The organism is Lentzea sp. NPDC102401, assembly GCF_044765805.1.
GTDB classification, from domain to species: Bacteria; Actinomycetota; Actinomycetes; order Mycobacteriales; family Pseudonocardiaceae; genus Lentzea; species Lentzea sokolovensis.
Map to the genome: position 1 here is coordinate 742,184 of NZ_JBIWKS010000003.1, position 23,020 is coordinate 765,203.

At 67.3% G+C, this 23,020-nt stretch carries 24 protein-coding genes and 4 tRNA genes; 16 read left to right on the forward strand and 12 right to left on the reverse strand.

Annotation, left to right across the window (positions count from 1 at the left end; genetic code table 11):
* Window positions 1-65: 65 nt before the first annotated feature.
* A tRNA-Lys gene (locus ACIRG5_RS14340) sits at window positions 66-141 on the reverse strand.
* 218 nt (window positions 142-359) lie between these two features.
* On the opposite strand from ACIRG5_RS14340, the gene ACIRG5_RS14345 reads away from it, so the two are divergent.
* From ACIRG5_RS14345 to ACIRG5_RS14355, 3 genes are all read left to right on the forward strand, one after another.
* Window positions 360-584: a hypothetical protein gene (locus ACIRG5_RS14345; protein ID WP_402904696.1), complete on the forward strand. Its 225-nt coding sequence runs from the start codon at window positions 360-362 to the stop codon at window positions 582-584.
* A 94-nt stretch (window positions 585-678) separates the two neighbouring features.
* Window positions 679-1,797: a serine hydrolase domain-containing protein gene (locus tag ACIRG5_RS14350; RefSeq protein WP_402904698.1), complete on the forward strand. Its 1,119-nt coding sequence runs from the start codon at window positions 679-681 to the stop codon at window positions 1,795-1,797.
* Window positions 1,794-2,816 (forward strand): serine hydrolase domain-containing protein, encoded by a 1,023-nt coding sequence (locus tag ACIRG5_RS14355; RefSeq protein ID WP_402904699.1) that lies wholly within the window; start codon window positions 1,794-1,796, stop codon window positions 2,814-2,816. Before ACIRG5_RS14350 ends, ACIRG5_RS14355 begins: the two co-directional genes overlap by 4 nt.
* 2 nt (window positions 2,817-2,818) lie before the next feature.
* Here the strand turns inward: ACIRG5_RS14355 and ACIRG5_RS14360 are convergent, their stop codons facing one another.
* Complete coding sequence (locus ACIRG5_RS14360; protein WP_402904701.1) at window positions 2,819-3,727, reverse strand: CobW family GTP-binding protein; 909 nt, start codon at window positions 3,725-3,727, stop codon at window positions 2,819-2,821.
* 11 nt (window positions 3,728-3,738) lie between these two features.
* A complete protein-coding gene (locus ACIRG5_RS14365; RefSeq protein ID WP_402904703.1) occupies window positions 3,739-4,536 on the reverse strand; it encodes an LLM class F420-dependent oxidoreductase in 798 nt (265 codons plus the stop codon).
* Window positions 4,537-4,628: 92 nt separating this feature from the next.
* On the opposite strand from ACIRG5_RS14365, the gene ACIRG5_RS14370 reads away from it, so the two are divergent.
* The 3 genes from ACIRG5_RS14370 to ACIRG5_RS14380 are packed head-to-tail and all read left to right on the forward strand — an operon-like array spanning window position 4,629 to window position 11,513.
* Window positions 4,629-5,156 carry a hypothetical protein gene (locus ACIRG5_RS14370; RefSeq protein WP_402904704.1) on the forward strand — a complete coding sequence of 176 codons (528 nt, stop codon included), beginning with the start codon at window positions 4,629-4,631 and terminating at the stop codon, window positions 5,154-5,156.
* A gap of 1 nt (window position 5,157) precedes the next feature.
* Complete coding sequence (locus ACIRG5_RS14375; protein WP_402904706.1) at window positions 5,158-7,083, forward strand: flotillin family protein; 1,926 nt, start codon at window positions 5,158-5,160, stop codon at window positions 7,081-7,083.
* Window positions 7,080-11,513: a DNA repair ATPase gene (locus ACIRG5_RS14380; RefSeq protein ID WP_402904708.1), complete on the forward strand. Its 4,434-nt coding sequence runs from the start codon at window positions 7,080-7,082 to the stop codon at window positions 11,511-11,513. The genes ACIRG5_RS14375 and ACIRG5_RS14380 overlap by 4 nt, the downstream gene beginning before the upstream one ends.
* Here ACIRG5_RS14380 and ACIRG5_RS14385 read toward each other — a convergent pair.
* Together ACIRG5_RS14385 and ACIRG5_RS14390 are read right to left on the reverse strand one after the other, a co-directional pair.
* Complete coding sequence (locus ACIRG5_RS14385) at window positions 11,503-11,982, reverse strand: hypothetical protein (RefSeq protein WP_402904710.1); 480 nt, start codon at window positions 11,980-11,982, stop codon at window positions 11,503-11,505. The genes ACIRG5_RS14380 and ACIRG5_RS14385 overlap by 11 nt on opposite strands.
* Window positions 11,983-12,071: 89 nt before the next feature.
* Window positions 12,072-12,482, reverse strand: a complete 411-nt coding sequence (locus tag ACIRG5_RS14390; RefSeq protein ID WP_402904712.1) for a PPOX class F420-dependent oxidoreductase — start codon at window positions 12,480-12,482, stop codon at window positions 12,072-12,074.
* 34 nt (window positions 12,483-12,516) lie between these two features.
* On the opposite strand from ACIRG5_RS14390, the gene ACIRG5_RS14395 reads away from it, so the two are divergent.
* Entirely contained in the window at window positions 12,517-13,329 is an 813-nt protein-coding gene (locus tag ACIRG5_RS14395; protein ID WP_402904713.1) for an oxygenase MpaB family protein, read from the forward strand.
* A gap of 82 nt (window positions 13,330-13,411) precedes the next feature.
* On the forward strand, window positions 13,412-14,227 hold the full coding sequence (locus ACIRG5_RS14400; protein WP_402904940.1) for a glutamate ABC transporter substrate-binding protein: 816 nt from the start codon (window positions 13,412-13,414) through the stop codon (window positions 14,225-14,227).
* On the opposite strand, the gene ACIRG5_RS14405 is transcribed toward ACIRG5_RS14400, so the two are convergent.
* Window positions 14,224-15,249 carry an Ig-like domain-containing protein gene (locus ACIRG5_RS14405; RefSeq protein WP_402904715.1) on the reverse strand — a complete coding sequence of 342 codons (1,026 nt, stop codon included), beginning with the start codon at window positions 15,247-15,249 and terminating at the stop codon, window positions 14,224-14,226. The genes ACIRG5_RS14400 and ACIRG5_RS14405 overlap by 4 nt on opposite strands.
* A gap of 455 nt (window positions 15,250-15,704) precedes the next feature.
* Here ACIRG5_RS14405 and ACIRG5_RS14410 point away from each other — a divergent pair, with 455 nt between their 5' ends.
* Window positions 15,705-15,908 carry a cold-shock protein gene (locus tag ACIRG5_RS14410; protein ID WP_030477903.1) on the forward strand — a complete coding sequence of 68 codons (204 nt, stop codon included), beginning with the start codon at window positions 15,705-15,707 and terminating at the stop codon, window positions 15,906-15,908.
* An 88-nt stretch (window positions 15,909-15,996) separates the two neighbouring features.
* Here the strand turns inward: ACIRG5_RS14410 and ACIRG5_RS14415 are convergent, their stop codons facing one another.
* The 4 genes from ACIRG5_RS14415 to ACIRG5_RS14430 form a co-directional block, all read right to left on the reverse strand.
* Window positions 15,997-16,302, reverse strand: coding sequence for a hypothetical protein (locus ACIRG5_RS14415; protein ID WP_030477904.1), 306 nt, complete (start codon window positions 16,300-16,302; stop codon window positions 15,997-15,999).
* Between the two features lie 243 nt (window positions 16,303-16,545).
* Entirely contained in the window at window positions 16,546-18,729 is a 2,184-nt protein-coding gene (locus ACIRG5_RS14420; protein ID WP_402904718.1) for a heavy metal translocating P-type ATPase, read from the reverse strand.
* Window positions 18,729-18,935, reverse strand: a complete 207-nt coding sequence (locus tag ACIRG5_RS14425) for a heavy-metal-associated domain-containing protein (protein ID WP_402904720.1) — start codon at window positions 18,933-18,935, stop codon at window positions 18,729-18,731. The genes ACIRG5_RS14420 and ACIRG5_RS14425 overlap by 1 nt, the downstream gene beginning before the upstream one ends.
* Before the next feature lie 55 nt (window positions 18,936-18,990).
* Entirely contained in the window at window positions 18,991-19,251 is a 261-nt protein-coding gene (locus tag ACIRG5_RS14430) for a hypothetical protein (RefSeq protein WP_402904722.1), read from the reverse strand.
* Between the two features lie 153 nt (window positions 19,252-19,404).
* On the opposite strand from ACIRG5_RS14430, the gene ACIRG5_RS14435 reads away from it, so the two are divergent.
* From ACIRG5_RS14435 to ACIRG5_RS14455, 5 genes are all read left to right on the forward strand, one after another.
* Window positions 19,405-19,650: a hypothetical protein gene (locus tag ACIRG5_RS14435; protein ID WP_402904723.1), complete on the forward strand. Its 246-nt coding sequence runs from the start codon at window positions 19,405-19,407 to the stop codon at window positions 19,648-19,650.
* A 125-nt stretch (window positions 19,651-19,775) separates the two neighbouring features.
* Complete coding sequence (locus ACIRG5_RS14440) at window positions 19,776-20,405, forward strand: ScbR family autoregulator-binding transcription factor (protein ID WP_402904725.1); 630 nt, start codon at window positions 19,776-19,778, stop codon at window positions 20,403-20,405.
* A 148-nt stretch (window positions 20,406-20,553) separates the two neighbouring features.
* Window positions 20,554-20,626 (forward strand) — tRNA-Glu (locus ACIRG5_RS14445).
* A 37-nt stretch (window positions 20,627-20,663) separates the two neighbouring features.
* A tRNA-Asp gene (locus tag ACIRG5_RS14450) sits at window positions 20,664-20,737 on the forward strand.
* Window positions 20,738-20,751: 14 nt separating this feature from the next.
* A tRNA-Phe gene (locus tag ACIRG5_RS14455) sits at window positions 20,752-20,825 on the forward strand.
* A 49-nt stretch (window positions 20,826-20,874) separates the two neighbouring features.
* On the opposite strand, the gene ACIRG5_RS14460 is transcribed toward ACIRG5_RS14455, so the two are convergent.
* Window positions 20,875-21,585 (reverse strand): hypothetical protein, encoded by a 711-nt coding sequence (locus ACIRG5_RS14460; RefSeq protein ID WP_402904727.1) that lies wholly within the window; start codon window positions 21,583-21,585, stop codon window positions 20,875-20,877.
* Window positions 21,586-21,646: 61 nt separating this feature from the next.
* Here ACIRG5_RS14460 and ACIRG5_RS14465 point away from each other — a divergent pair, with 61 nt between their 5' ends.
* Both ACIRG5_RS14465 and ACIRG5_RS14470 read left to right on the forward strand, forming a co-directional pair.
* Window positions 21,647-21,856, forward strand: a complete 210-nt coding sequence (locus ACIRG5_RS14465) for a helix-turn-helix domain-containing protein (protein WP_030473166.1) — start codon at window positions 21,647-21,649, stop codon at window positions 21,854-21,856.
* Complete coding sequence (locus ACIRG5_RS14470) at window positions 21,853-22,380, forward strand: Clp protease N-terminal domain-containing protein (protein ID WP_402904729.1); 528 nt, start codon at window positions 21,853-21,855, stop codon at window positions 22,378-22,380. Before ACIRG5_RS14465 ends, ACIRG5_RS14470 begins: the two co-directional genes overlap by 4 nt.
* On the opposite strand, the gene ACIRG5_RS14475 is transcribed toward ACIRG5_RS14470, so the two are convergent.
* Window positions 22,331-22,984, reverse strand: a complete 654-nt coding sequence (locus tag ACIRG5_RS14475; protein WP_402904730.1) for a YitT family protein — start codon at window positions 22,982-22,984, stop codon at window positions 22,331-22,333. The genes ACIRG5_RS14470 and ACIRG5_RS14475 overlap by 50 nt on opposite strands.
* Between the last annotated feature and the right edge of the window lie 36 nt (window positions 22,985-23,020).

The window sequence follows — 23,020 nt, forward strand, 5'->3', positions numbered from 1 at the left end:
AAGCGCATCAAAGGCGTATCAGCGATCTTGAAATGCGAAACCCCCAGGCCTGTGACCTGGGGGTTTGGTGGGCCGCCAGGGACTCGAACCCTGAACCCGAAGATTAAAAGTCTCCTGCTCTGCCAATTGAGCTAGCAGCCCTCGCCGGGACAGCCTACCGATCTCCACCTCCGCATGTCCTCCGGGTTGCCAACCTCACGGTTGACGCACCACCTTCAAGGCCGGACCAGGCGCAAGAAGCAGCTACGGAGAGGATCAGGCAAGGAGGCGGCAGCGGGTACTGAGGCGGCTGAATACCAACTACTTCGACCTCTGCTGGATGCACAACCGGGAATCGGAACACCCCGATCGAGGAGACCGTGCGAACGCTCGACGACCTGGTGGGATCGGGCAACCTCGACGAGGTCACGCTGACACAGGAACAGATCGCCAGGCTCAGCCACCTCTCGCAGCCCGAGCTCAACTACCCCGCGGCCTCCACGGCGAGCTGCGGGCGATGCAGTTCGCCGGGACCACGGTGGACGGCGAGGCCTCGGGCCGTCTACCCCGCCGCTTCTGCAGAGCGACGTTCGCTGCCGAGGTAGAGCCTGCTCCACCCCGAGAACGGAAGTGTGCGTGACTGCGGCACCGGGCCCGTGATTGGGAATCTGTCCTCACCACGGCAAGGGGAGGCGCAGGATGAAGAAGACGCTGGTAGGAGTGCTGGCAGCGGCCATGTTGTTCACCGGAACGGCGATGGCCGCGCCGGCAAGTGACGTGCAGAAGCAGCTCGACGGGCTCACGAAGCAGCACGAGTTCCCGGCGGCGCTGGCGACGGTCACCGAGGCCAACGGCCGGACGAGCGCCTACACCTCGGGTACGTCCGAGTTGAACAAGCGGACGCCTGTTCCCAAGAACGGGCAGGTGCGGGCCGGGTCCAACACCAAGGCGTTCGTCGCCACTGTGGTCATGCAGCTCGTCGGTGAAGGGAAGGTCGAGCTCGACAAGCCGATCAACCACTACCTGCCCGGCGCGATCAAGGACGACCGGATCACGGTCCGGCAGTTGCTCAACCACACCAGCGGGCTCGCGAACTACACGAACTACATGGGGCTGGAGAAGTTCGAGGAGGTGCGGCACCGGTACCTCGAGCCGCGCGAGTTGCTGGACATCGCGAACGCGAACCCGATCACCAACGAGCCGGGTGCGAAGTTCAAGTACAGCAACACGAACTACGTGCTGCTCGGCCTGTTGATCCAGAAGACCACCGGGCGTCCGGTCGCGGAGAACGTCGACCAGCGCATCGTGCGGAAGCTGAACCTCAACGACACCTACTGGCCCGGCGTCGGTGACGAGACCATCAAGGGCAAGCACCCGCACGGGTATGCCAGGACCGGCAACGGGATCGAGGACGTCACGGAGCTCGATCCGAGCTGGGGCTGGGCGGCCGGCCAGATCATCTCCACCACCAAGGACCTCAACACCTTCTACCGCGGTCTGCTGAAGGGTGATCTCGTCAAGAAGGCGCAGTTGGACGAGATGAAGAAGACCGTCGACACCGCCGGTGAGATGTGGCCGGGCGTCGAGTACGGGCTTGGCATCGCCAGTGCGCCGCTGTCCTGTGGTGGACGGTCGTGGGGTCACGGTGGCGACATCCACGGTTACGAGACGCGGGGCGGGGTCACTGACAGCGGCAGGGCGTTCTCCGTTGCTGTGACGGCGTTGCCGGGTACTTTCCAGGACACGCCCGAGGAAGGCGCGAAGGCCCACGACGCTGTTCTGGCCACTGTGGACGCTGCTCTGTGTGGTGCCAAGTGATCGCGGTCGCGGCGCTCACGGCGCTGACTCTCCTCGTCCCCCAGCAACTCGACCAGATCGTCAAGGACGGCACGCCCGGTGTCGAGGCGCATGTGAACGGGCACGACCTCGCGCGGGGCAACGCGCCGGTCAACGGGCAGGTGCGCATCGGGAGCATCACCAAGTCGTTCGTGGCGGTCGCGACGCTCCAGCTCGTCGCCGACAACAAGGTCGAGCTGGACGGGCCCGCGAACAAGTACGTGCCGCACATCAAGGACGGCCGCATCACCGTGCGCCAGGTCCTGCAGCACACCAGTGGACTGCCGGACTACGTGCTCGACGTCGGGGTCCCGAAGATCGCCGACATCCGGGACAGGTACTTCGCGCCGCACGACCTGCTGGACGTCGCGCTGGCCAAGCAGCCGAGTTTCCAGCCGGGCGAGAAGTACGAGTACAGCAACACGAACTACGTCGTCGCCGGGCTGCTCATCCAGAAGGTCACCGGACGCCCGGTCGGCGAGGCGATCCACCAGGTGATCACCAAGGCGGGCCTCAAGGACACGTACTGGCCGGGCCAGGGCGAGCAACGCATCCGCGGCCGCCACGCCCAGGCCTACGCGCTGAGCGACCTGCTCGACCCGAAGTCGGAGGTGGTCAACGCGACGGAGATCGAGACGTCCGCCGCGTGGGCGTCCGGCGCGATGGTCTCCACGCCCGCCGACGTCGCCAAGTTCTTCAAGACGCTCATGCAGGGCGGACTGCTCAAGAAGGCGCAGCTCGACGAGATGCGCAAGGCCGTCACCGTCGACGAGAAGAGCGCCTACGGCCTCGGGCTGGAGAGCACCAAGCTCAGCTGCGGCGGGATCTGGTGGGGGCACGGCGGGTCGATTCACGGCTGGGCGTCACTGGGCGGTGCGACCGACAGCGGCAAGAGCGCGGCGGTCACGCTCACCGCGCTGCCCGGCACGTTCGGCGACGACCCGGCGAAGAAGTTCCAGCAGGTGTTCGACGTGATCGACACCGCACTCTGCAAGAAGTGACGTCAGCGGGCGTACCGGAGGACCCAGAGCATGTCCTGCTCGGTCACCGGTTCGTCCGCCACGCACGCCAGCAACCAGTCCGTCAGCGCTTCCGGATCGATGCCCGCCCCGATCAGCACCAGCTGCGTCGGGGCGTCGTCGACCGGCGTGAACGAGACGTACGCGCCGACGGTCTGCAGCATGAACGTGCCGAGCGGGAACCGCACGAAACCCTTGGCGCGGAACAACCCCTCCGGCCGGGCGCCCAGGAAGTCCATGAAAAGCTTGGGGTGCAACGGATCCGCGTACTCGAAGGACACGCTGTCATACGAGGCGTGCGCGTGCGTGGAGTGGTCCTCCAGGTCGTCGAACGACAGCTGCCGCGGCCCCAGGTCCGACGGCCGCACCTCGAACAGCAGCGCCGGATCGATCTGCCCGTAGGAAACCGGAAGCACCGGCGCCGAACAAGGCAGCGTAGGCAACGAGGAAACCCGGTCGACCTTGTTCAGCACCACCAGATCGGCCATCGCGAGATCGCGTTCCAGGTGAGGCACGGCATCGAGCTCCACCGCGTCGGCCACGTAGATCAGCCCGCCGTAGGACACTCCCGGCGCCTGCAACACCATCCGGACCATGGCCGCGGGCTCGGCGAGCCCGGACGCCTCGATCACGATGACGTCCAGGTCCGCCGCGGCCAGCCGGGTCAGCATGTCGTCGAGCTCGGTGCCGTCGACCGCGCAGCACAGGCAGCCGTTCGACAGCGACACCATCGAGTCGACCTGGGCCGAGACCGAGAACGCGTCGATGTTGATCTGCCCGAAGTCGTTCACCACGACGCCGATCCGCGTGCCGCCGGACGTGCGCAGCAGGTGGTTGAGCAGGGTGGTCTTGCCGGAACCGAGGAAGCCGGCGAGCACGACGACGGGGATCACGACGTCCGAGGCTAGCCGGTGAACTCGGCGTTCCGCCGCAGCACCTCGTCCACGGTGCCGTCGAACATCGGCGGGTAGATCACCAGCTCGTCCACGCCCAGGTCCTCGTACTCCCGCACCACGGACGCCGTCAGCGGCACCTGCGCGGACACGCTGATCCGGAACTCGGCGGGGCGTGAGGGGAACCGGGCCAGGTGGCCGCGGATGTCGTCGGGCGTCCCGATGCCGAACCACCCCTGCGCACGGGTCACGGCCCGCCGGAACGCCGAAGGGCTGTGCCCGCCCACGACCACGCGCACGTTGGACGGCCGCGGATGCGCGTCCACCCCCGAGAACGACACGAACCTGCCCTCGAACGCCGGCGAGGGCGCGTGCCAGAGCTGGTCCATCGCGTCCAGGTACTCGTCGGTCCGCGCGCCGCGGTCGTCGAACGACACCCCGACCGCGGTCATCTCCGGTTCGAGGTAGCCCGCTCCGACGCCGAGCGTGAACCGGCCGCCGCTGAGCAGGTCCAGCGACGCCACCTGCTTCGCGAGCACCAGCGGGTTGCGCTGCGGCAGGATCACGATGCCGGTCGCGAGCTCCAGCGTGGACGTGACCGCCGCCACATAAGCCAGGTGGGCCAGCGGATCCACGATCACGGCGTCCGGTTCGGACGGTGACGGGTCGACCCGCGGCGACGGCAGCACCACGTGGTCGGACGCCCACCACGATCGATAGCCGAGCGATTCGGCCAGTTGGGCGAGCCGCCGCGTCTCGTCCGGTCCGGCGTGGTCGCCGACGTTGAGCCCCTGCACCCCGATGTCCATGACCGGGCCAACCATCGATTTGCGTCGATCATTCCCGAAAGTGCAACGGAACAGGCACTTCGCGCATCAGAATGACGAGAAGGGGGGCGATGATGACCGAGTTCCTGGCTGCCGCGCTGGCGTTTCCGACCGTGGTGTTCAGCTTTCTGTTGCTGATAGTGCTGGCCTACTGGCTCACGGTGGCGTTGGTTGGCCTGGACTTCGACGCCCCGGTGATGCCGATCTCCATCTCGATGTTCGTCGTGATCACGTGGTTCGCCGCGCTGGTCGGCACGGTGCTCACGCCCGAGGGCTCGCTCCGGTACGCCGTCCTCGCCGGGGCGCTGCTCGTGGGCGCACTCGTCACGAAGATCCTTCTCATCCCGGTCAGGAATTGGACGAAACCGGAGAAACCGGCGTCCCGCAACGACTTCGTGGGTCGCACCGCGATCGTCAGGACGACCAGGGTCACCGAGCGGTACGGGCAGGCCGAGGTGACCGCCGACGACGGCGGTACGGCGGTCGTTCAGGTGCGAGCGGCGCAGAGCACCGATCTCAAGGCGGGCCAGACCGCGTTGATCTTCGACTACGACGCAGAGGGCGAGTTCTTCTGGGTCGTGGACATCACCACAGGGGGCTGACATGGGTGCGATCTCCACGGGGCTGATCGTGCTGATCGCCGTGATCGCTTTGGTGCTGATCCTGGCACTGATCACGCTGAGCAGATTGTTCAAGAAGTGCGAGCAGGGCAAGGCTCTGATCGTCTCGAAGATGCGCAAGGTCGACGTGACGTTCACGGGAACCGTTGTGCTGCCTGTGCTGCACAGGTGCGAGACGATGGACATCTCGGTGAAGACCATCGAGATCCGCAGGGCCGGCAACGAGGGCCTGATCTGCAGGGACAACATCCGCGCGGACATCCGCATCACGTTCTTCGTGCGGGTCAACAAGACCGTCGAGGACGTCATCAAGGTCGCGCAGGCGATCGGCACCGAGCGGGCGAGCCACGAGCAGACGCTGCAGGAGCTGTTCAACGCCAAGTTCTCCGAGGCGCTCAAGACCGTCGGCAAGCAGCTCGACTTCGTCGACCTCTACACCCACCGCGACGAGTTCCGCGACCGGATCGTGCAGGTCATCGGCACCGACCTCAACGGCTACAGCCTCGAGGACGCGGCCATCGACTACCTGGAGCAGACGCCGCTCAAGCAGCTCGACCCGGCGAACATCCTGGACGCGCAGGGCATCCGCAAGATCACCGAACTGACCGCGATCGAGCACGTCAAGACCAACGAGTTCACCCGCAACGAGGAGAAGGAGATCACGCGCCAGAACGTCAGCGCGCGTGAGGCGATCCTCGAACTCGAACGGCGCCAGGCCGACGCGGAGATCAAGCAGAAGCGCGCGATCGAGACCGCCCGCGCACAGCAGGAGGCGGAGACGCAGAAGGTGCAGGCCGAGGAACGCCTCAAGGCCAACACCGCCTTCATCCGCACCGAGGAACAGCTCGGCATCCAGACCGAGAACAAGGCCCGCGAGATCGCCGTCGCCGAGAAGAACCGCGAGCGCGTGATCGCCGTCGAGACCGAACGCATCGAGAAGGACCGCCTGCTGGAGGTCATCGCCCGCGAACGCGAGACGTCGCTGCGCATGATCGAGAAGGACAAGGAACTGGAGCACGAGCGCCGCGCGATCGCCGACCTGGTGCGCGAGCGGGTCGCCGTCGAGAAGACGGTGGCCGAGCAGGAGGAGAACATCAAGCGCCTGCGTGCGGTCGAGGAAGCCGAGCGCGACCGTCAGCAGATCATCATCCGCGCCGAGGCCGAGGCGCAGGAGTCGCTGGTCAAGGACATCAAGGCCGCCGAGGCCGCCGAGCAGTCGGCGCAGCACAAGGCCCGCGAGGAGGTCGTGCTCGCCGAGGCCCGCAACAAGGCCGCCGAGCTGGACACCCGTTCCAAGATCCGTCTCGCGGAGGGCGCGCAGGCAGAGGCCGCGGCCAAGGGCCTGGCGGACGCGCTGGTCAAGGAACGCGACGCCGCCGCGTCCGAGGCGTTCGGCCTCGCCGAGGCCGTGGTCGACCGCGAGAAGGCACTCGCCGACGCCGAGGGCATCAAGGAACGCCTCAAGGGCGAGGCGGAAGGTCTGTCGCACAAGGCGGAGGCGATGGCCGCGCTCGACACCGCGACCCGCGAGCACGAGGAGTACCGACTGCGTCTCGAGGCGGAGAAGGAGATCCGGCTCAGGGGCATCGACGTGCAGCGCGAGATCGCCGAGGCTCAGGCCATGGTGCTCGCGGCCGGTCTGGAGAAGGCCGACATCGACATCATCGGTGGCGACACGATGTTCTTCGACCGGATCGCCAGCTCGATCACCGCGGGCAAGCAGGTCGACGGCTTCGTCGGCGGCTCCGACGTGGTGCAGGCGCTGGGCTCGAAGTGGATGGACGGGTCGGCGAACTTCCCGGAGGACCTGACCAAGATCCTCAGCTCGTTCACCACGGGTGACGCGCAGAACATCGCCGCGGCGATCGCGCTGACCCAGATGGCCAAGAACAACGGCCAGAACGCATGACAGTGTCCGACCCTTCTGGACTGGACGCCGGAACATACGAAGTGCTGCGGGCAAGACTTGCCGACCAGGCCGCTCAGCTCGCCCGCAGCACCGAGGCGCTGAACGACCGGCGCGTCGAGACGTTCGGCAGCACAGCCCTCGAACTCGTTGCCACCGAACGCATTCGCACCAAGAACAACTGCGTGCCGCGTGACATCGTCGCGCTCGGCGACGTGATGCTGTTCGGCTACAACGTCTTCATGGGCCTCAAGCCCGAGACGACGGTCAACGACGTCTTCGCGGCGCACGGCAGGGACTTCGCCACGGTCGAGGCGGAGTTCCTGCAGGACCCGAGGTTCCGCAACGACTTCGCCGAGCTGTACCGGTACTACCGGGAAACGCGGCTGCTCCAGTTGCGCACGGTCGAGTCGCGGCTGCTCGCCGTGTTCCAGACCGGCGAGCAGATCGAGGACCTCCGCGTCCTGCGCTGGGACGTCAAGGTCGACGGCACCGTCACATACGTCGACAACCGCGGCGACCGGGACCACGTCTTCCCGCCCTCGCACGACTTCACGTGGGTCGAGACGACCCGCGAGCAGCACGTGCTGGGCCGGCACCCGCACATCGCGATCGACAACGAGGTCTTCGTCGAGACGGTCGGCGGCACGCTGACCGTCAAGATCGAGGACAACACCGAGTCGGGCGAGGGCGTCTACGAAGAGCCCGTCGACGAGCCGTTGCAGAGCCTCGCGGACGCCGAGATCCACTACGCCCGCGTCGGCCCGTTGATCCTCCTCAAGATCCTGCCGTACAAGGAAACGGCGTGGCGGCACCTGGTGTTCAACACCCGCACCAAGGAGGTCACCAGGCTCGACGGCATCGGCCAGGCCTGCCAGCGCCTGCCGGAGGACCAGGGGATCATCTTCCCCGGCGGCTACTACCTCGTCACGGGCGCGGACAAGACGTTCGACGTCGACACCGACGAGCTGGAGTTCGAGCGGGTCGTCCGGTCCGCGAACGGCGAGGACGTGCTGTACGTCTTCCACGCCCGCCGCGAGGGCCGCAGTCTCCTGTTGCCCTACAACGTGATCCGCAAGGAAGTCGCGACACCCATCACCTGCCACGGCTACTCGCTCTTCGCCGACGGCACGCTCGTGGTCTTCCGCGAGACGAGCTCCGAGGCCGCGCGCGTGCACCCGATGCAGGTGTGGCGCACGCCGTTCGTGCAGGACGAGGTGCTGCCGGACCAGGCGGGCCCGCTCGCCCGCATCGGCAACGCCGACCTCGTCCGCGGCATCTCGGACTGCCTGTCCATCACCAGGATGAGCGCCGGGATGACGCCGAGCGCACCGGTGTTCGAGGGCCTGATCGCCCTGTGCACCAGGGTGATCGACGGCGTGTTCTGGCTCGACGAACTGGGCCTCAAGCAGGACGTCCAGGCCGTGCGCGCCACGGCAGAGCAGGTGCTGGACGAGTTCGAGGCCGTTCGCACGCTCACCGAGCACGCCGCACAGCAGCTCCACACCGCTGGCGAGAAGCTGGCGAGTCTCGTCCGGCTCGCCAGGTCGGCCGCACCGCGCAGCGCTGACGAGTGGGTGCGGCTGCTGGCAGATCTGCGGTCCGCCCAGGGCCGGCTGATCACCCTCAAGGACCTCAAGTACGTCGACCTCGAAGAGATCGACCGCCGCGAGGCCGAACTGGTCGAGGAACTCGGCGCGTCGGCACGCCGAGCGGTCGCGTTCCTCAGCGGTGAGGGCGCGTTCTCCCAGTACCACGAGGAGATCGACCAGATCGCGGCCGCGGAGCTGAAGACCGCGGCCGAGGCGAAGCCGTTGCGCGAACGCCTCGCGCAGCAGCAGACCGGGCTGGAGGTGCTGACGGAGGTCGTCAGCACGCTCGACGCCGCCGACACGACGACCCGCACGCAGATCCTCGCGAGCATCGGCGAGGTGCTGGCCGCGGTCAACCGCGCACGGGCCACTGTGGACGGCCGGCGCGCCCAGCTCGCGAACGCCGAGGGCCGCGCCGAGTTCGCCGCGGAGTTCGCGCTGCTCGGCCAGGCCATCACCGGCGCGCTGTCGGTCGCGGACACCCCGCAACGCTGCGACGACCAGCTCGGAAGGCTGTTGCTGCAGCTGGAGAACCTGGAGTCGCGGTTCGGCGAGTTCGACGACTTCCTCGCCCAGGTCGGTGCCAAACGCACGGACGTCTACGAGGCCTTCTCCGCCCGCAAGCAGACGCTGCTCGACGAACGCGCGCGCAAGGCCGACCGGCTCGTGCAGTCGGCGGAACGGGTGCTCGGTACGATCCGCCGTCGCGTCGGGAAGCTGACCTCGACCGACGAGATCAACACGTACTTCGCCGGCGACCCGATGGTCGCCAAGGTCCGCACGGTCGCCGAGCAACTCAGAGAACTCGGTGACGTGCGGGCAGATGAGCTCGACGCGAGTCTGCGCGATGCCCGGCAAGAGGGAGGCCGGGCACTGCGTGACCGAGCCGATCTCTACGACGGCGCGTCGATCGTGCTCGGTCGTCATCGCTTCCCGGTGACGACCGAGCCGATGAACCTCACCCTGGTGCCCCGCGACGGCCGCCTCTACTACGCGGTCACCGGCACCGACTACCGCAGCGAGGTCACCGACGCGGAGTTCGGGAAGACCACCGCGTTCTGGGACCAGCTGCTGGTCTCCGAGACGCAGGACGTCTACCGGTCCGAACACCTCGCCGGATGCCTGCTCGCCGAAGGCCGCACCGACGTCGCGAACGCGGCGGCGGAACGCTACGACGAGGGCTACGAGAAGGGCGTCCACGACCACGACGCCGAGAAGATCCTCGCTGTCCTGCAACGACTCCACGCCGGCGCCGGCCTGCTCCGGTACCCGCCGCAGGCCCGGGCCAAGGCACAGATCTTCTGGTCCGAACAGCCAGAGGACCAACGCGCGGTGTGGACGCGCAAGGCCGAGTCGCTGGCCCGCGCCCGCACGATCTTCGGTGGCACGCACGGAATTCCGGAGCTCACGAAGCAGTTCGGGCTCGAGGACCTCAGCGCCGAGTACCTGTTCGAGGAACTCGCCTGCGAGCCCAGGGGATTCGTCACCAGCAAGGCCGCCCGTGCGGTGATCGACCGGTTCCGCGCGGTCGTCACCGAGGAACTCCACGACCGCGACCTGATCGAGGCGTGGCTCAGTGCGTTCCTCAAGGACGAGGACTGCCCGGAGTTCCCCGAGGTCGTCGCGATCCTGCTCACCGACCTGCCGCGCTACGACTCCAGCGCGTCGCTGACCGAGACCGTCACCGGCCTGCTCGGCACGCACCCCCGCGTGCACGACCAGTCGATGGACCTGCGTCTGGACGAGACCCTGACCAGGCTCAGGACGTTCAACGCCGAGCAGGTGCCCGCGTTCCGCGCCTACCAGCGCCAGCGCGACGAGTTGCTGGCCGAGGAACGCCGCAGGCTCAGGCTCGACGACTACAGGCCCGCGGTGCTCAACACCTTCGTGCGCAACAGGTTGCTGAACGAGGTCTACCTGCCGTTGATCGGCGACAACCTCAGCAAGCAGCTCAACGACGGCACCGGCCTGCTGATGCTGATCTCCCCGCCCGGCTACGGCAAGACGACGCTCATGGAGTACGTCGCGAACCGCCTGGGCATGGTGTTCGTCAAGGTCAACGGCCCGGCGCTGGGCACCGGCGTCACTTCGCTCGACCCTGAGGAGGCACCGAACGCCACCGCGCGTCAGGAGGTCGAGCGGATCAACTTCGCGTTCGCCCTGGGCAGCAACGTTCTCCTGCACCTCGACGACATCCAGCACACCTCACCCGAGCTGCTGCAGAAGTTCATCTCGCTCTGCGACGCCCAACGACGGGTGGACGGCGTCTGGGACGGCGAGGCGCGCACGTTCGACCTGCGGGGCAAGCGCTTCGCGGTGTCGATGGCCGGCAACCCGTACACCGAGACCGGCCGCGCGTTCCGCGTCCCGGACATGCTCGCGAACCGCGCGGACGTGTGGAACCTCGGTGACGTGCTGTCCGGCCGCGACGCGCTGTTCGCGTTGAGCTACCTGGAGAACGCGTCCGGTTCGAACCCGACCCTGGGTGGCGTCGACGTGGAACCGTTGGTGCGCTTGGCGAACGGCGAGAGCGTCCGGCACGACCACGAGACCGTCGAGCTGGAGCGAATGCTGTCGGTGGTCCGGAAGCTGCAACGGATCCAGCAGGTCGTGCTCAAGGTCAACCAGGCCTACATCGCTTCCGCCGCGGACCCGTCCGGGCAGCCGTTCCTGTTGCAGGGCAGCTATCGCAACATGATCAGGATGGCGGCGAGGATCGTGCCGGCGATGAACGACGCCGAGGTCGAGGCGTTGATCGACGACCACTACCTCGGCGAGGCCCAGTTGCTCGGCTCGCTGGCGGAAGCGAACCTCGCGAGGCTCAGGGAGCTCAAGGCCTAGGTTTGTCGCAGTTCAGCTCCAACGGCTTGCCGTCCGGCCCGCGCAGGTCGACCGGTTGCAGGTGGTACTTCTTCAGGAGATCGCAGAACTCGTCGCTCATCGGCCATTCCATGCAGCGCTTCAACTCGTCGCCGAGCAGCTTCGAGTCGCAGCGCAGCAGGTCGAACAGGTTGGCCTGGGGTGCTCCCTGGCCAGGCGGAGGGGGCGGCGGCCGGTGGTCGGGCCGGTGCCGGGGCGGCGGGTTGACGCCAGGGGGTGGTGGCGGCGGAGGCGGCGGCCGATCGGCACCGATGACGGAGACGGTGGTCGTGGCGGTCGCGGTGATGACCTCGGGCGGCACGGGCGGCGGAGCCACGAGGCGGATGTCGACGGGCTTGTCCGGGGGCGTCGTGAACAAGGCCGCGACGAGGGCAGCGCCCATCACCGCGACCGCGGCTGTGAAGTAGCCGCGGCGTCTGACACCAGTCATCGCTTCTCGCTCCCCAGGTTCCGCCTGCCCGGTAGCCGCCGTCCCCGTGGAATCGTTGTGCCCGCTAACGGTGTTACGGGATCGGGAAATCAGCCCGTCCTGTCCGGCCCCGCGCTGGTCAGCGAGATCCGCAGGATCACGCGCTGCTCACGTTCCATCGCCGCCCGGTAGTCGTTCCAGTCGGAGTGCTCGCCGGAGATCGTCCGGTAGTACTCGACCAGCAGGTCCATCGCCTCGGGCAACGGCACGACCGTCGCGGTGCCGTTGATCTGGATCCAGCGTCCGAAGAAGCTGTCCGGCAGCACGCACAACGAGACGTGCGGATCGCGCTGGACCTGTTTCGTCTTGTAGGCGGTGGCTCGCGTGGAGACGAGCACGTCACCGTTGTCGTCCAACGCGACGAGCACCGGTGACATGGACGGCGTGCCGTCGGATTTCACCGCGCAGAACACCGCGCGATGCTGGCTGCGGAGCACTTCCCGTGCCTGGTCCAGTTCCATGGTCTTCATCCTGGCGAGACGGGACGATGTCCGCATGCCCGATCCGAACTCCGTCAGCTGGCAGCTGCACGCGGATCCGACGATGTGGATCGCCGGTATCGCGAGCCTCTACCTGCAAGCACTGCACCCCGGGGCGGTCGCGGGTGTCGTGCAGAACTCGAACTTCCAGGCAGATCCGCTCGGCAGGCTCAGGCGCACGGCGGATTTCGTCGACCTCGGCGTCTACGGCACCGACGAGGAGATCGCCACCGCGGCGGCACGGGTGCGGGCCACGCACCGCAGCCTGCGCGGTGTCGTCGACGGCAGGACGTTCCGCGTCGACGAGCCCGAACTGCTGCTCTGGGTTCATTGCTCGGAGGTTTCCTGCTTCGAAACAGTGCTCGACCGCGCGGGATACGGGCTGTCCGGGAGGCAGAAGGACCTCTACTACGCCGAACAACGATCTGCGGCCGCTTTGGTCGGATTGCACCCGGATGAAGTACCGGGATCCAGGCGTGAGATGGCCGAATACTTCGACCAGACACGTCCGTTTCTGCGTCGAACGACCGATTCTGATGTGATCTACGACTTCTTGCACGGCCCTCCGGTGCAAGGATGGCTCCGTCACGGCCTGCCGGTGTACCGGGTTCTGGTGGGCCACCTGGCGTATTCGGTACTACCCGAGTGGGCGCTCGAACTACACGGCCGCGAGCCCTACCTCCATGCCGATCGGTGGCTGCGAATGATGCGCCGAACTGCGCTTATGGTGCCGGGCAAGATCAGAAGGCTGGCTCCGCCCGGCCATCTCAGGCGCGCGATCGAGCGGCAGGGCAGGCATGTGACACCCAGCAAAGCGAGGCTTCCGTAGTTGTCATACATCACAGTCGATCATCGCCGCAGGTCCGTAGCATTGCGCACGAATCCACAACACCCCCGGAAGGCCTGTCGTGATCCGTCGTGCCGCGCTCCTGATCGCCGTTGCGGTGCTCGCCACCGCCTGTGGGAGCGGTGACAGCAGCACAGTCATCGGACGTGCCGACTCCGGGAAGCTGACCATCGGCATCCGCTACGACCAGCCGGGCCTGAGCGAGCGGCGTCTCGACGGCCGGTACGTCGGCTTCGACGTCGACGTCGCCAAGTACGTGGCGAACGAGCTCGGCGTGAAGGACACCGGCATCACGTTCAAGGAGGCCCGCGGCGCCGCCCGCGAGTCGATGCTGGAGAACGGCGAGGCCGACCTGATCATCGCCTCGTACTCGATCACCGACGCCCGCAAGGAGAAGGTCGCCTTCGCCGGCCCGTACTTCGAGACGGGCCAGGGCATGCTGGTGCGCTACTCCGAGCAGGACGTCCAGGGCCCGGAGACGCTCAACGGCCGCAAGCTGTGCTCGGTCAAGGGTTCCACCTCCGCGCAGAAGGTGAAGTCGGACTACTCCAAGAACGTGCAGCTCGTCGAGTACGGCCAGTACTCCGACTGCGTGATCGCTCTCATGGCGGGCAACGTCGACGCCGTCTCGACCGACGAGGTCATCCTCGCCGGGTTCGCCGCGGAGAACCCCGAACTGCTCAAGCTCGTCGGCAAGACGTTCTCCAAGGAGCGCTACGGCATCGGTGTGCCGAAGGGTGACGCCAAGTCGCGCGACGCCGTCAACGACGCCATCGAGAAGATGATTTCGAGCGGCGAGTGGAAGCGGGCTCTCGAACGCAACGTCGGTCCGTCGGGTTACGAGATCCCGCAGCCACCGCAGATCACCGAGAAGTCCTAGGAAGTAGCAGCGGACTTCGACGTCCAAGTGGCCCAGTCGAACGCCCAGTCGTAGTAGTCGCCGTCCGACGCCTGCAACGGCTGGGACGAACCGGCGACCTCGACCGGGTCACCGAGCATCGTCAGGTCGTAGAAGATCTTCGCGTTCTGGCCGGACAGGTTCGCGCACCCGTGGGAGACGTTCTTCTTGCCCTGAGACGGGATCGTGCCGTTGTTCTCATGCACGAACTCGCCGTTCTGCGAGATCAGCACGGCCCAGGTGACCGGGACGTCCTTGTAACCGAACGTCGGGTTGGTCATCTTCCGCGCGGCTTCCTTCTGCTGCACCACGTGGATGCCGCCCCTGGTCTCGGCCCGCTTGTCGCTCTCCATCCCGTACGACGCGGGGAAGTCGTGCAGCAGCACGCCGTCGCGGTAGATCTCGAACCGCTTGGTCTGGGTGTTCGCCTTGGCCACCAGCGCCCGGTCGGCGATCTTGAACTGCACGTGCACGTCGGAGGCACCGAACGCGCCGCCGCCGAACGGCACGCCGTAGACGTCGACGTTGACGGAGACGTCGGTGTTCGGCTTCCAGTACTCACGCGGACGCCAGTGCGCCTCGGTGTCGGAGAGCCACGCCCACGCCCCCTCGGTCGGCACGGAAGTCGTGACCGTCATGGCTTTCTGCACGGAGGCCTTGTCCTGCACCGGCGAACTGAAGGTCACCTTGACGGGCATCGCGATGCCGTACGTCTGGTGGTCGCCGACGTTGAGCGACGCGCTGGTGAGTCGCTGCGGCTTGATCGTGCGGAACGATCCGGTGACCGGGACGTCGGCCCCGTCCTCGCCCTTGCCCGACCCCGACCACGTGTAGGCCTTGTCGTAGCCCAGATCCTCGGTGGCGACCCACTGTCCGGCGGTGAGTTCCCCCTTCACCACCCGGCCGTCGGCGCCGGTGAGCGCGACGGCGGTCAGCGCGCCACCGGTCATTCCGACCTGGAATGGTCCGGCCGGGCTGATCCCCTCGCCCGAGGCCGGCGTCACGGTCAGTGCTGCCTTTGCCTTCTGCTCCGCAGCCGGAGCAGTGGCCGGCGAACCAGCCCCGGGCGCACCCTCGGGCGCGGCGCCGCAGGCGGTCAATCCCAGTAGTAGAGCCAAAACCAACGGCCGGAACACGCGTCCCCCCAAGATCCCCTCGTCCAACGCTGAAGAGGACGCGCGGCCGTGGAACACGTTGCTCGGGAAATTGCGATCACCCACCCGGACCAGCGGGTTTCCCCCTATTGAGGCACACAACTGGCCAGTAATGACCTGTAGTGCTATGACCAATCACACGTTAGGCTGACCCGCGCAGGCCGTGGTTTCTGTGTTCGTGCTTCACACGCTCGCGGAACGACACGCGGGCGTGCGGTGCGCTCTCAGCGAGTTTGCCGAACGCCCCCGGGACGGCCGGGGTTGCACGGTGCAGCCCCAAGCTTTCCTGCGATGGAGGCAGGTACATGGCACAGGGCACTGTCAAGTGGTTCAACTCCGAGAAGGGCTTTGGTTTCATCGCCCAGGACAACGGCGGCGCTGACGTCTTCGTCCACTACTCGGAGATCCAGGGTCAGGGTTTCCGCACCCTGGAGGAGAACCAGCGAGTGGAGTTCGAGGTCGGCCAGGGCACCAAGGGTCCGCAGGCCCAGAACGTCCGCGCGGTCTGATCAGATCTGCAACACGCCGCAGTTGAGTCGTAAGTGAGAAGGACCCTCGACCGGGCTCGGTCGAGGGTCCTTCTTCGTCGTGTCTGGGCTAGTGGCCGCGCTGGCGCGCTTCCCACTCCAGGCGCTGCATGACCCACTCCGTGGCGAGAGCCTGCGGGGAGGTCTGGCGCTCGGCGGCGAGCTCCTTGAGCTGCTCGTTCGCCATGAGTTGCAGCCTCAGCTGGTACACCTGCGCGCTGCCGAAGCCCGACGCGGTGGTCTCGTTGTCCGCGTCCGGGGCTAGGGCGGCCAGGTAAGAGGTCAGCTCTTCGTCGTGCGACGTCTCCGGTTGCTGCGGTTCGTCCGCGGGGCGGTGACGGCCGGACTTGGAGCGTCCGAGGGATCCAATGGGCACCGGGACACGATAACGGCTCGGTCACGGAAGCCAAACCCCTGTGAGCCGGGTCACCCCAAGGTGTAAATGGCTTCTACTCAGAGTGGATCTCCGACGAGCGTCCCCGGACGCGGAGAGGCCCCCGCGCCAGGGGGAGGAACGCGGGGGCCGGAGGGGATCTCCACAGGCGCTGACCGGGGGTGTGTCAGCTTTTGGATTGTTGCATGCGCACGCGTCGGTTGGGGAGTGTTCCCCACGAGATTCTTATGCTGCCGATGGACGGAAACCCCGCAGTCGCAAGCTGTTGGTAACAACGAACACGCTGCTGAAGGCCATCGCGGCGCCCGCGATCATGGGGTTCAGCAGACCCAGTGCCGCGAGCGGAAGTCCAGCGACGTTGTAGGCGAACGCCCAGAAAAGATTCCCCTTGATGGTGCCCAAGGTCTTGCGGGACAACCGAATGGCGTCCGCCGCCACGCGCAGGTCGCCGCGCACCAGCGTCAGGTCGCTCGCCTCGATCGCGACGTCGGTCCCGGTTCCCATGGCCAGCCCCAGATCCGCGGCCGCGAGTGCCGGCGCGTCGTTCACGCCGTCGCCGACCATGGCCACAACTCGGCCCTGTGCCTGGAGATTCCGGACTGCTTCGACTTTGCCGGAGGGCAGCACGTCGGCGATGACCTCGTCGATGCCCACCTCGGCCGCGACCTCGGCGGCCACCGCGGCGTTGTCGCCGGTCAGCAACACCGGGCGCAGGCCGAGCCCCTTGAGTTCCGCAATCGCTTGTGCGGACGTGGGTTTCACGACGTCCGACACGACGATGGCGCCGACAACCTTGTCATCAAAGGAAACCGCGACAACAGTCCGAGTTGTGTGAGCAACCAGGGCCTCGGTCATTTCCTGTGAAAGGACAACATTCCGCACCCGGCCGACGACGACGCGTCGACCTTCGACCACTCCGCTGACGCCCACGCCGTCCGTGGACACGAAGTCCGACACCGGCGGAACGTCGTCGACCTCGCGGACGATCGCCGCGCCGATCGGATGTTCGGACGCGTTCTCGACGGCCGCCGCGAACCGCAGCACCTCGTCGCGTGCCGCGCCGTCCGCGGGGATCACGTCGACCAGCGTCAGGCGCCCGGTCGTGACCGTGCCGGTCTTGTCCAGCACGACGGTGTCCACGCGCCGGGTCGACTCGAGCACCTCGGGTCCCTTCACCAGGATCCCGAGCTGAGCGCCGCGCCCGGTGCCCACAAGCAACGCCGTCGGCGTCGCCAGCCCCAGCGCGCACGGGCACGCGATCACGAGCACGGCCACCGCCGTCGTCACCGCGAACTCCAGCGGACGGCCGGCGAGCAGCCACGCCCCGAACGACACCAGGGCGATCAGCACGACGACCGGCACGAAGACGGACGACACCCGGTCCGCCAGTCGTTGCACCTGCGCCTTGCCCGCCTGGGCCTGCTCGACCAGCTTGGCCATCCGCGCGAGTTGCGTGTCCGCGCCGACGCTCAGGGCCTCGACGACCAGCCGGCCGCCGGCGTTGACCGTCCCGCCGACCACGGAATCGCCCGTGCCGACCTCGACCGGCACCGATTCCCCGGTGACCATCGACCTGTCCACGGCCGAACTGCCCTCGACCACTAGGCCGTCAGTGGCGATGCGCTCACCCGGACGGACCACGAACCGTTCGCCGGCCTGGAGCTGACCGATCGGCACGCGGGTCTCCACCCCGTCGCGCAGCACCGCCACGTCCTTGGCGCCGAGCGCGAGCAACGACCGCAGGGCCGCGCCCGCGCTGCGCTTCGACCGGGCCTCCAGCCAGCGCCCGAGCAGCAGGAACACGGTCACGCCGACCGCGACCTCCAGGTAGATGTCACCGGAGGTGGTGGGGCGCGGCAGCAGGCTGAACTCGTGCCGCATCCCGATCGTCCCGGCCTCGCCGAACACCAGCGCGTAGAGCGACCAGAGGTACGAGACCGTGACGCCCATCGACACGAGGGTGTCCATGGTGCTGGCGCCGTGCCGTGCGTTGACGGCGGCCGCACGGTGGAACGGCCAGCCGCACACCCACACGACCACGCTCGCCAACGCCAGCGACACCCACTGCCAAGTGGGGAACTGCCACGCCGGGACCATCGAGAACGCGATCACCGGCACGCCGAGCACCGCGGCGAGGGTGACCCTCAGCCGCAGCTCACCGGCCTCGTCCACCTCGGGAGCCTCCGGCTGGGGCTCCTCGGCGTCGTAGCCCGCCGCGCGCACGGTCGACACCAGGTCGTCCACGCGCAGGCCGTCCGGGAACTGAACGCTGGCCTTCTCGGTCGCGTAGTTCACAGTGGCGGAGACGCCGTCGAGCTTGTTCAGCTTGCGTTCGATGCGGTTCGCACAGGAAGCGCACGTCATGCCGCTGATGGCGAGCTCGACGTGACGAGGCTCGGTCGTGGTCATCAGACGACCTCGTACCCGGCCTCGGTCACGGCGGCGACGACCTCGTCACGGCCGAGTTCGCGGTCGCTGGTGACGGTCACGGCGCCGGTCTCGAGGACGACGTCGACGCCCGTGACGCCGGAGACCTCGGTCAGCTCCTCGGTGACGGAGCTGACGCAGTGGCCGCAGGTCATGCCGGTGACGGTGTAGGTGGCAGTGACGGACATGAGAGCCCTTTCTCTGTACGGGGCTCTGAGTCTATACCCCCCTGGGGTAAGGGATTTACTGAGGACTCTCGGGTTTGGGCTGGTCCAGGTGGTGGAGATCGCTCTCGATCTTGTTGACCAGGTCGTCGAGGCCTTCGAGCATCTTGTCGAGCTCGGCCATCCTCGAACCGAACGCGGACTCGATGTCGGCCTCGATCGTGTTCAGGTCGATGCCGCTGAGCGCCTTGAAGATCGCTTCCTGGTCGACGTCGGGCGGTGGCTGAGACGCGTTTTGGCCCTCTGCATCGGGGGAAGGCTCCGGCGTGGGGTCGGTCATCGGTCCATCATCCACTGGCCCGTTCCCCTGATGCACACAACGCACCAGTACAGAAAGTAACGCTGGGTGGCGGTGGAATCACTCTGCGGGGGGCTGCGGCCGTTGTCCCAGGTCGCTTAGCCTCGCGCCACACCTCAAGTCGGGGAGGGTGCAATGAGCGGGTCACTGGAAGTGCGGAAGTTCCTGTTCACACAGGACGACAGCATGTCGCGACAGGGCGGGCCGAACGTGCCGGCCCAGCGGAGCGGAGAACCCTCGCGGATCTCCGACGATCAGGTTCACCGGGCCAGGCTCGCGGTCGCGCGCGGCGCGCTGGGTGCCGAGGACTGCCGGATGCTGCTGGACATGCTGGGCCTGTCACCGGGCGAGGACGGCGGGCTGCCACCGGCGCAACGGTGACGGCGTGCGCACGCGAAAGCGGCCCTGACTCCAGGCGCGCACCCCCCGGAGCGCGTCTGCGGAGCAGGGCCGCAACCGGAAACATACCCACGGGTCTCTTTTGCGGCAACGGCTAACCTTCACCCATGCCCCAGCAGGACCGGGCGTACGCGACACGTGAGGCGATACTCCGCGCCGCGGCGGAGGAGTTCGACCGGCTCGGTTACGAGCGCACGTCGCTGACCGCCGTGCTCGCGCGCACCGGGTTGACCAAGGGTGCGTTCTACTTCCACTTCCCCTCGAAGGAAGCGGTCGCGGACGCCCTGGTCGAACGGCAGAGCGAGCTGTGGTCGCGGATGAGGGAGTCGTGGCGGCTGCGCGGCCTTGATCCGCTCAGCGCCCTGCACGGGATGTTCGCCGAGTCGGCCGACCGCATGGCCGCCGACGTGGTGCTGCGTGCCGGCGTGCGGCTCAACGCCGACCGCGAGGTCGGATATCCGGGCGTCCCGAACACGCACCTCCTGTGGGAGAAGCTCGTCGCCGCCTACGTGTTCGAGGCGGCGGAACGCGGAGACCTGCGTCCCGGCGTCGATGCCGAAGCGGTCGCGCGGACGTTGTGCAGCGCGGCGCTGGGTTCGCGGCTGATCTCCTCCGCGACGACGGCGTGCGCGGACTTCCCCGAGCGGATCCGCGAGGTTCTGGGACACGTGCTGCCCAGCGTCACGTCTCCCGGCTGGAAGTTGTCTGGATCACAAACTGCGTCTGAAACCTCGTGAAGGGCCTTGAAGGCCCTGAACAGGCGTTTGTTGATCTGCTCGATCTCGGCTCGCAGGGGGTTTCGGCAGGTCAACGCATAAGTGGGACCCCGTTTTGGAGATGCGTGGACCTATGGCATATGCTTACGATGCTTCCAGAGACCAGCTAGTCCCCATCATCTAGCGGCCTAGGATCCCGCCCTTTCAAGGCGGTCGCGCGGGTTCGAATCCCGTTGGGGGCACGCAGTAAAGTACGGTAAGGTACGACAGCAAGAGCAAGGCCCAGTGGCGCAGTTGGTTAGCGCGTCGCCCTGTCACGGCGAAGGTCGCGGGTTCGAGTCCCGTCTGGGTCGCTTTTCTTTTCCATGGCCAGGTAGCTCAGTTGGTACGAGCGACCGCCTGAAAAGCGGTAGGTCGGCGGTTCGACCCCGCCCCTGGCCATCCTTCTTCGAAAGAAGCCCTCGCAGAACGCTGCGAGGGCTTCTTTCGTTTATGCGCTGAAGTCGATTCGAGCGATGGCTTGGTCGTCGTGCGTTTTGTAGCGAGGCCAACGCTTGTGCTCCGAATCACCGCGCTCGGCTTCCCGGATTCGGTCGAGCACTTCGCCCAGTGGCAATTGCCTGAGGTCCTCCCAGGCGAAGAGCCCGTAGCCGGACACTCCACAGGAGACACCGTCTGTGAGAGCGATCACATTCGTGACCTCCGCGCGGGGCCACGAGGCGGTCAGGGCCTGGTGTCCCGCAACGGGATCGGCCTCCGCGACCCAGTAACCGGCCGGCTTGTTCTTCCACCTGAGGATGTCCGGGTCCGGCCGGAGGTCTTCGAGTCTGGTGTCCTCGAGCACTCGGGTGGACTGTCCGAACGCGACAACAGGGGTGTCGCACAGGACGAGCGCGTCGATCGTGTCGTCGTTCCAGCGGACGATCGCCGCGGTGGACGACGGGGAGTCGCCGGGGATCAGGCCGTGCTTCTCGACGAGATTCGCGATGGCTCGGGCGAGAACGTCGGTCAACGGGTCGGTGGCGTTGATCAGCGCGGCCAGTTCGCCGGAGAGTTCTGAGGCGTACCAACCGCCGTTGCGGTCAGGTGGCCTGGTTCGCGACGTCACGCCGTCGAGCACGACGACGGCGTTCGGCAGCACCCTGATCCGATCCTCGGTGACTCGGCCTGGAGCCCCCTGCTCGGCAGTCTCGATCTTCACGGCTCCACCGTACGTGTCAACTTTGGTTGACGGATCCGGATTGTCAACGTACGTTGACAGCATGACGGAAGCGACGGATCTCGCCACAGCGGCTGGGGATCGTGACCCGAAGGTCGGGTTGCGGGCCGTCAGCGCGTTGCGGCGACTGCTGGAACATCTCGAGGCCGCCCAGGTCCGCAGTGCGCGGGCCCAGGGCTGGTCGTGGCAGGACATCGCGGCGGAACTCGGGGTGTCCCGCCAGGCGGTCCACAAGAAGCACGGGGGTCGATGATGATCGCGGAGCGGTTCACGAAGGAAGCCCGTGAGGCGGTCAGGGCCGCGGTGCGGGACGCGGAACAGGTGCACGCCGGGGAGGTCGGTGTCGAGTTCCTGTTGCTGGCGTTGCTCGACGCGCCGGTGCTGGCGGGGTTCGACCTGCCGCGCGACGAGCTGGAGACGGCGTTCCGGGACTACCGGCGCAAGGGAGGGCTGACCAAGGCCGACGCGGAAGCGTTGCGGGGCTTGGGAATCGACGTCGACGCGGTGATCGACTCGGTGGAGCAGTCGCTCGGCACCGGGGTGCTGCGGCCGGGTCCGCGCCGGCGGTGGTTCGGGATGCCACTGGACTCGGACTTCAAGAAGGCGCTGGAGAAGTCGTTGCGCGAGTCGCGCGACCTCGGCCACAACTACCTCGGTGCGGAGCACATCGTGCTGGCTCTGTTGCAGGACAAGGGAATCGTGGCCGAGGTGCTGACCGAGCGAGGCGTCACGTACGAGGAGATTCGCAAACGGGCCGCGAGCGCTCGCGCCACGTGAGAGCGGGCAGGAACAGCTGCGCGAGCGGGCCGATGCCGAGCGCGTAGAGGACCGTGCCGATGCCGACCGTGCCGCCGAGCAGCCAGCCGGTGCCGAGCACGATCAGTTCGAGCACGGTCCGCGTGACCCGCAGGGAAATGCCCGTGCGGCGGCAGAATCCGGTGACCAGGCCGTCGCGCGGGCCCGGTCCGAGGCGGGAGCCGACGTACGCGGCGAACGCGACGGCGTTCAGCACGATGCCCAGGGTCAGGAACACGATCCTGGGCAGCAGTCCCTGCGGCGCGGGCAGGATCGCGAGCGTCACGTCGACGCTGACGGCGATGAGGACGACGTTCGCGATCGTGCCGATGCCCGGTCTCTGCTTCAACGGGATCCACGCCAGCAGCACCAGGACGCCGGTGATCGCGGTGATCAGGCCGAAGCTCAGGCCGGTGAGTTTCGCGAGGCCCTCGTGCAGCACGTCCCACGGGTTCAGGCCGAGGGTCGCGCGGATCTGCATCGCCATGCTCGCGCCGTAGAGCCACAGGCCTGCGACGAGCTGCGGAAGGCGACGGGCGGGTGAGATCCGGACGGAGACCTGGTGGAGTGCGGTCATGGAGGACATGTGGCCATACTGAGCTTCGATTGGCCTGGTAATCCA

What these genes read in the sequence shown, in the direction of transcription:
- ACIRG5_RS14350 (WP_402904698.1), top strand. Translation starts at nt 679, where the DNA reads ATGAAGAAGACGCTGGTAGGAGTGCTGGCAGCGGCCATGTTGTTCACC.
- ACIRG5_RS14365 (WP_402904703.1), bottom strand. Translation starts at nt 4,536, where the DNA reads ATGGACATCGGGGTGCAGGGGCTCAACGTCGGCGACCACGCCGGACCG.
- ACIRG5_RS14370 (WP_402904704.1), top strand. Translation starts at nt 4,629, where the DNA reads ATGACCGAGTTCCTGGCTGCCGCGCTGGCGTTTCCGACCGTGGTGTTC.
- ACIRG5_RS14375 (WP_402904706.1), top strand. Translation starts at nt 5,158, where the DNA reads ATGGGTGCGATCTCCACGGGGCTGATCGTGCTGATCGCCGTGATCGCT.
- ACIRG5_RS14380 (WP_402904708.1), top strand. Translation starts at nt 7,080, where the DNA reads ATGACAGTGTCCGACCCTTCTGGACTGGACGCCGGAACATACGAAGTG.
- ACIRG5_RS14385 (WP_402904710.1), bottom strand. Translation starts at nt 11,982, where the DNA reads ATGACTGGTGTCAGACGCCGCGGCTACTTCACAGCCGCGGTCGCGGTG.
- ACIRG5_RS14390 (WP_402904712.1), bottom strand. Translation starts at nt 12,482, where the DNA reads ATGGAACTGGACCAGGCACGGGAAGTGCTCCGCAGCCAGCATCGCGCG.
- ACIRG5_RS14395 (WP_402904713.1), top strand. Translation starts at nt 12,517, where the DNA reads ATGCCCGATCCGAACTCCGTCAGCTGGCAGCTGCACGCGGATCCGACG.
- ACIRG5_RS14410 (WP_030477903.1), top strand. Translation starts at nt 15,705, where the DNA reads ATGGCACAGGGCACTGTCAAGTGGTTCAACTCCGAGAAGGGCTTTGGT.
- ACIRG5_RS14420 (WP_402904718.1), bottom strand. Translation starts at nt 18,729, where the DNA reads ATGACCACGACCGAGCCTCGTCACGTCGAGCTCGCCATCAGCGGCATG.
- ACIRG5_RS14425 (WP_402904720.1), bottom strand. Translation starts at nt 18,935, where the DNA reads ATGTCCGTCACTGCCACCTACACCGTCACCGGCATGACCTGCGGCCAC.
- ACIRG5_RS14430 (WP_402904722.1), bottom strand. Translation starts at nt 19,251, where the DNA reads ATGACCGACCCCACGCCGGAGCCTTCCCCCGATGCAGAGGGCCAAAAC.
- ACIRG5_RS14435 (WP_402904723.1), top strand. Translation starts at nt 19,405, where the DNA reads ATGAGCGGGTCACTGGAAGTGCGGAAGTTCCTGTTCACACAGGACGAC.
- ACIRG5_RS14440 (WP_402904725.1), top strand. Translation starts at nt 19,776, where the DNA reads ATGCCCCAGCAGGACCGGGCGTACGCGACACGTGAGGCGATACTCCGC.
- ACIRG5_RS14465 (WP_030473166.1), top strand. Translation starts at nt 21,647, where the DNA reads ATGACGGAAGCGACGGATCTCGCCACAGCGGCTGGGGATCGTGACCCG.
- ACIRG5_RS14470 (WP_402904729.1), top strand. Translation starts at nt 21,853, where the DNA reads ATGATGATCGCGGAGCGGTTCACGAAGGAAGCCCGTGAGGCGGTCAGG.
- ACIRG5_RS14475 (WP_402904730.1), bottom strand. Translation starts at nt 22,984, where the DNA reads ATGTCCTCCATGACCGCACTCCACCAGGTCTCCGTCCGGATCTCACCC.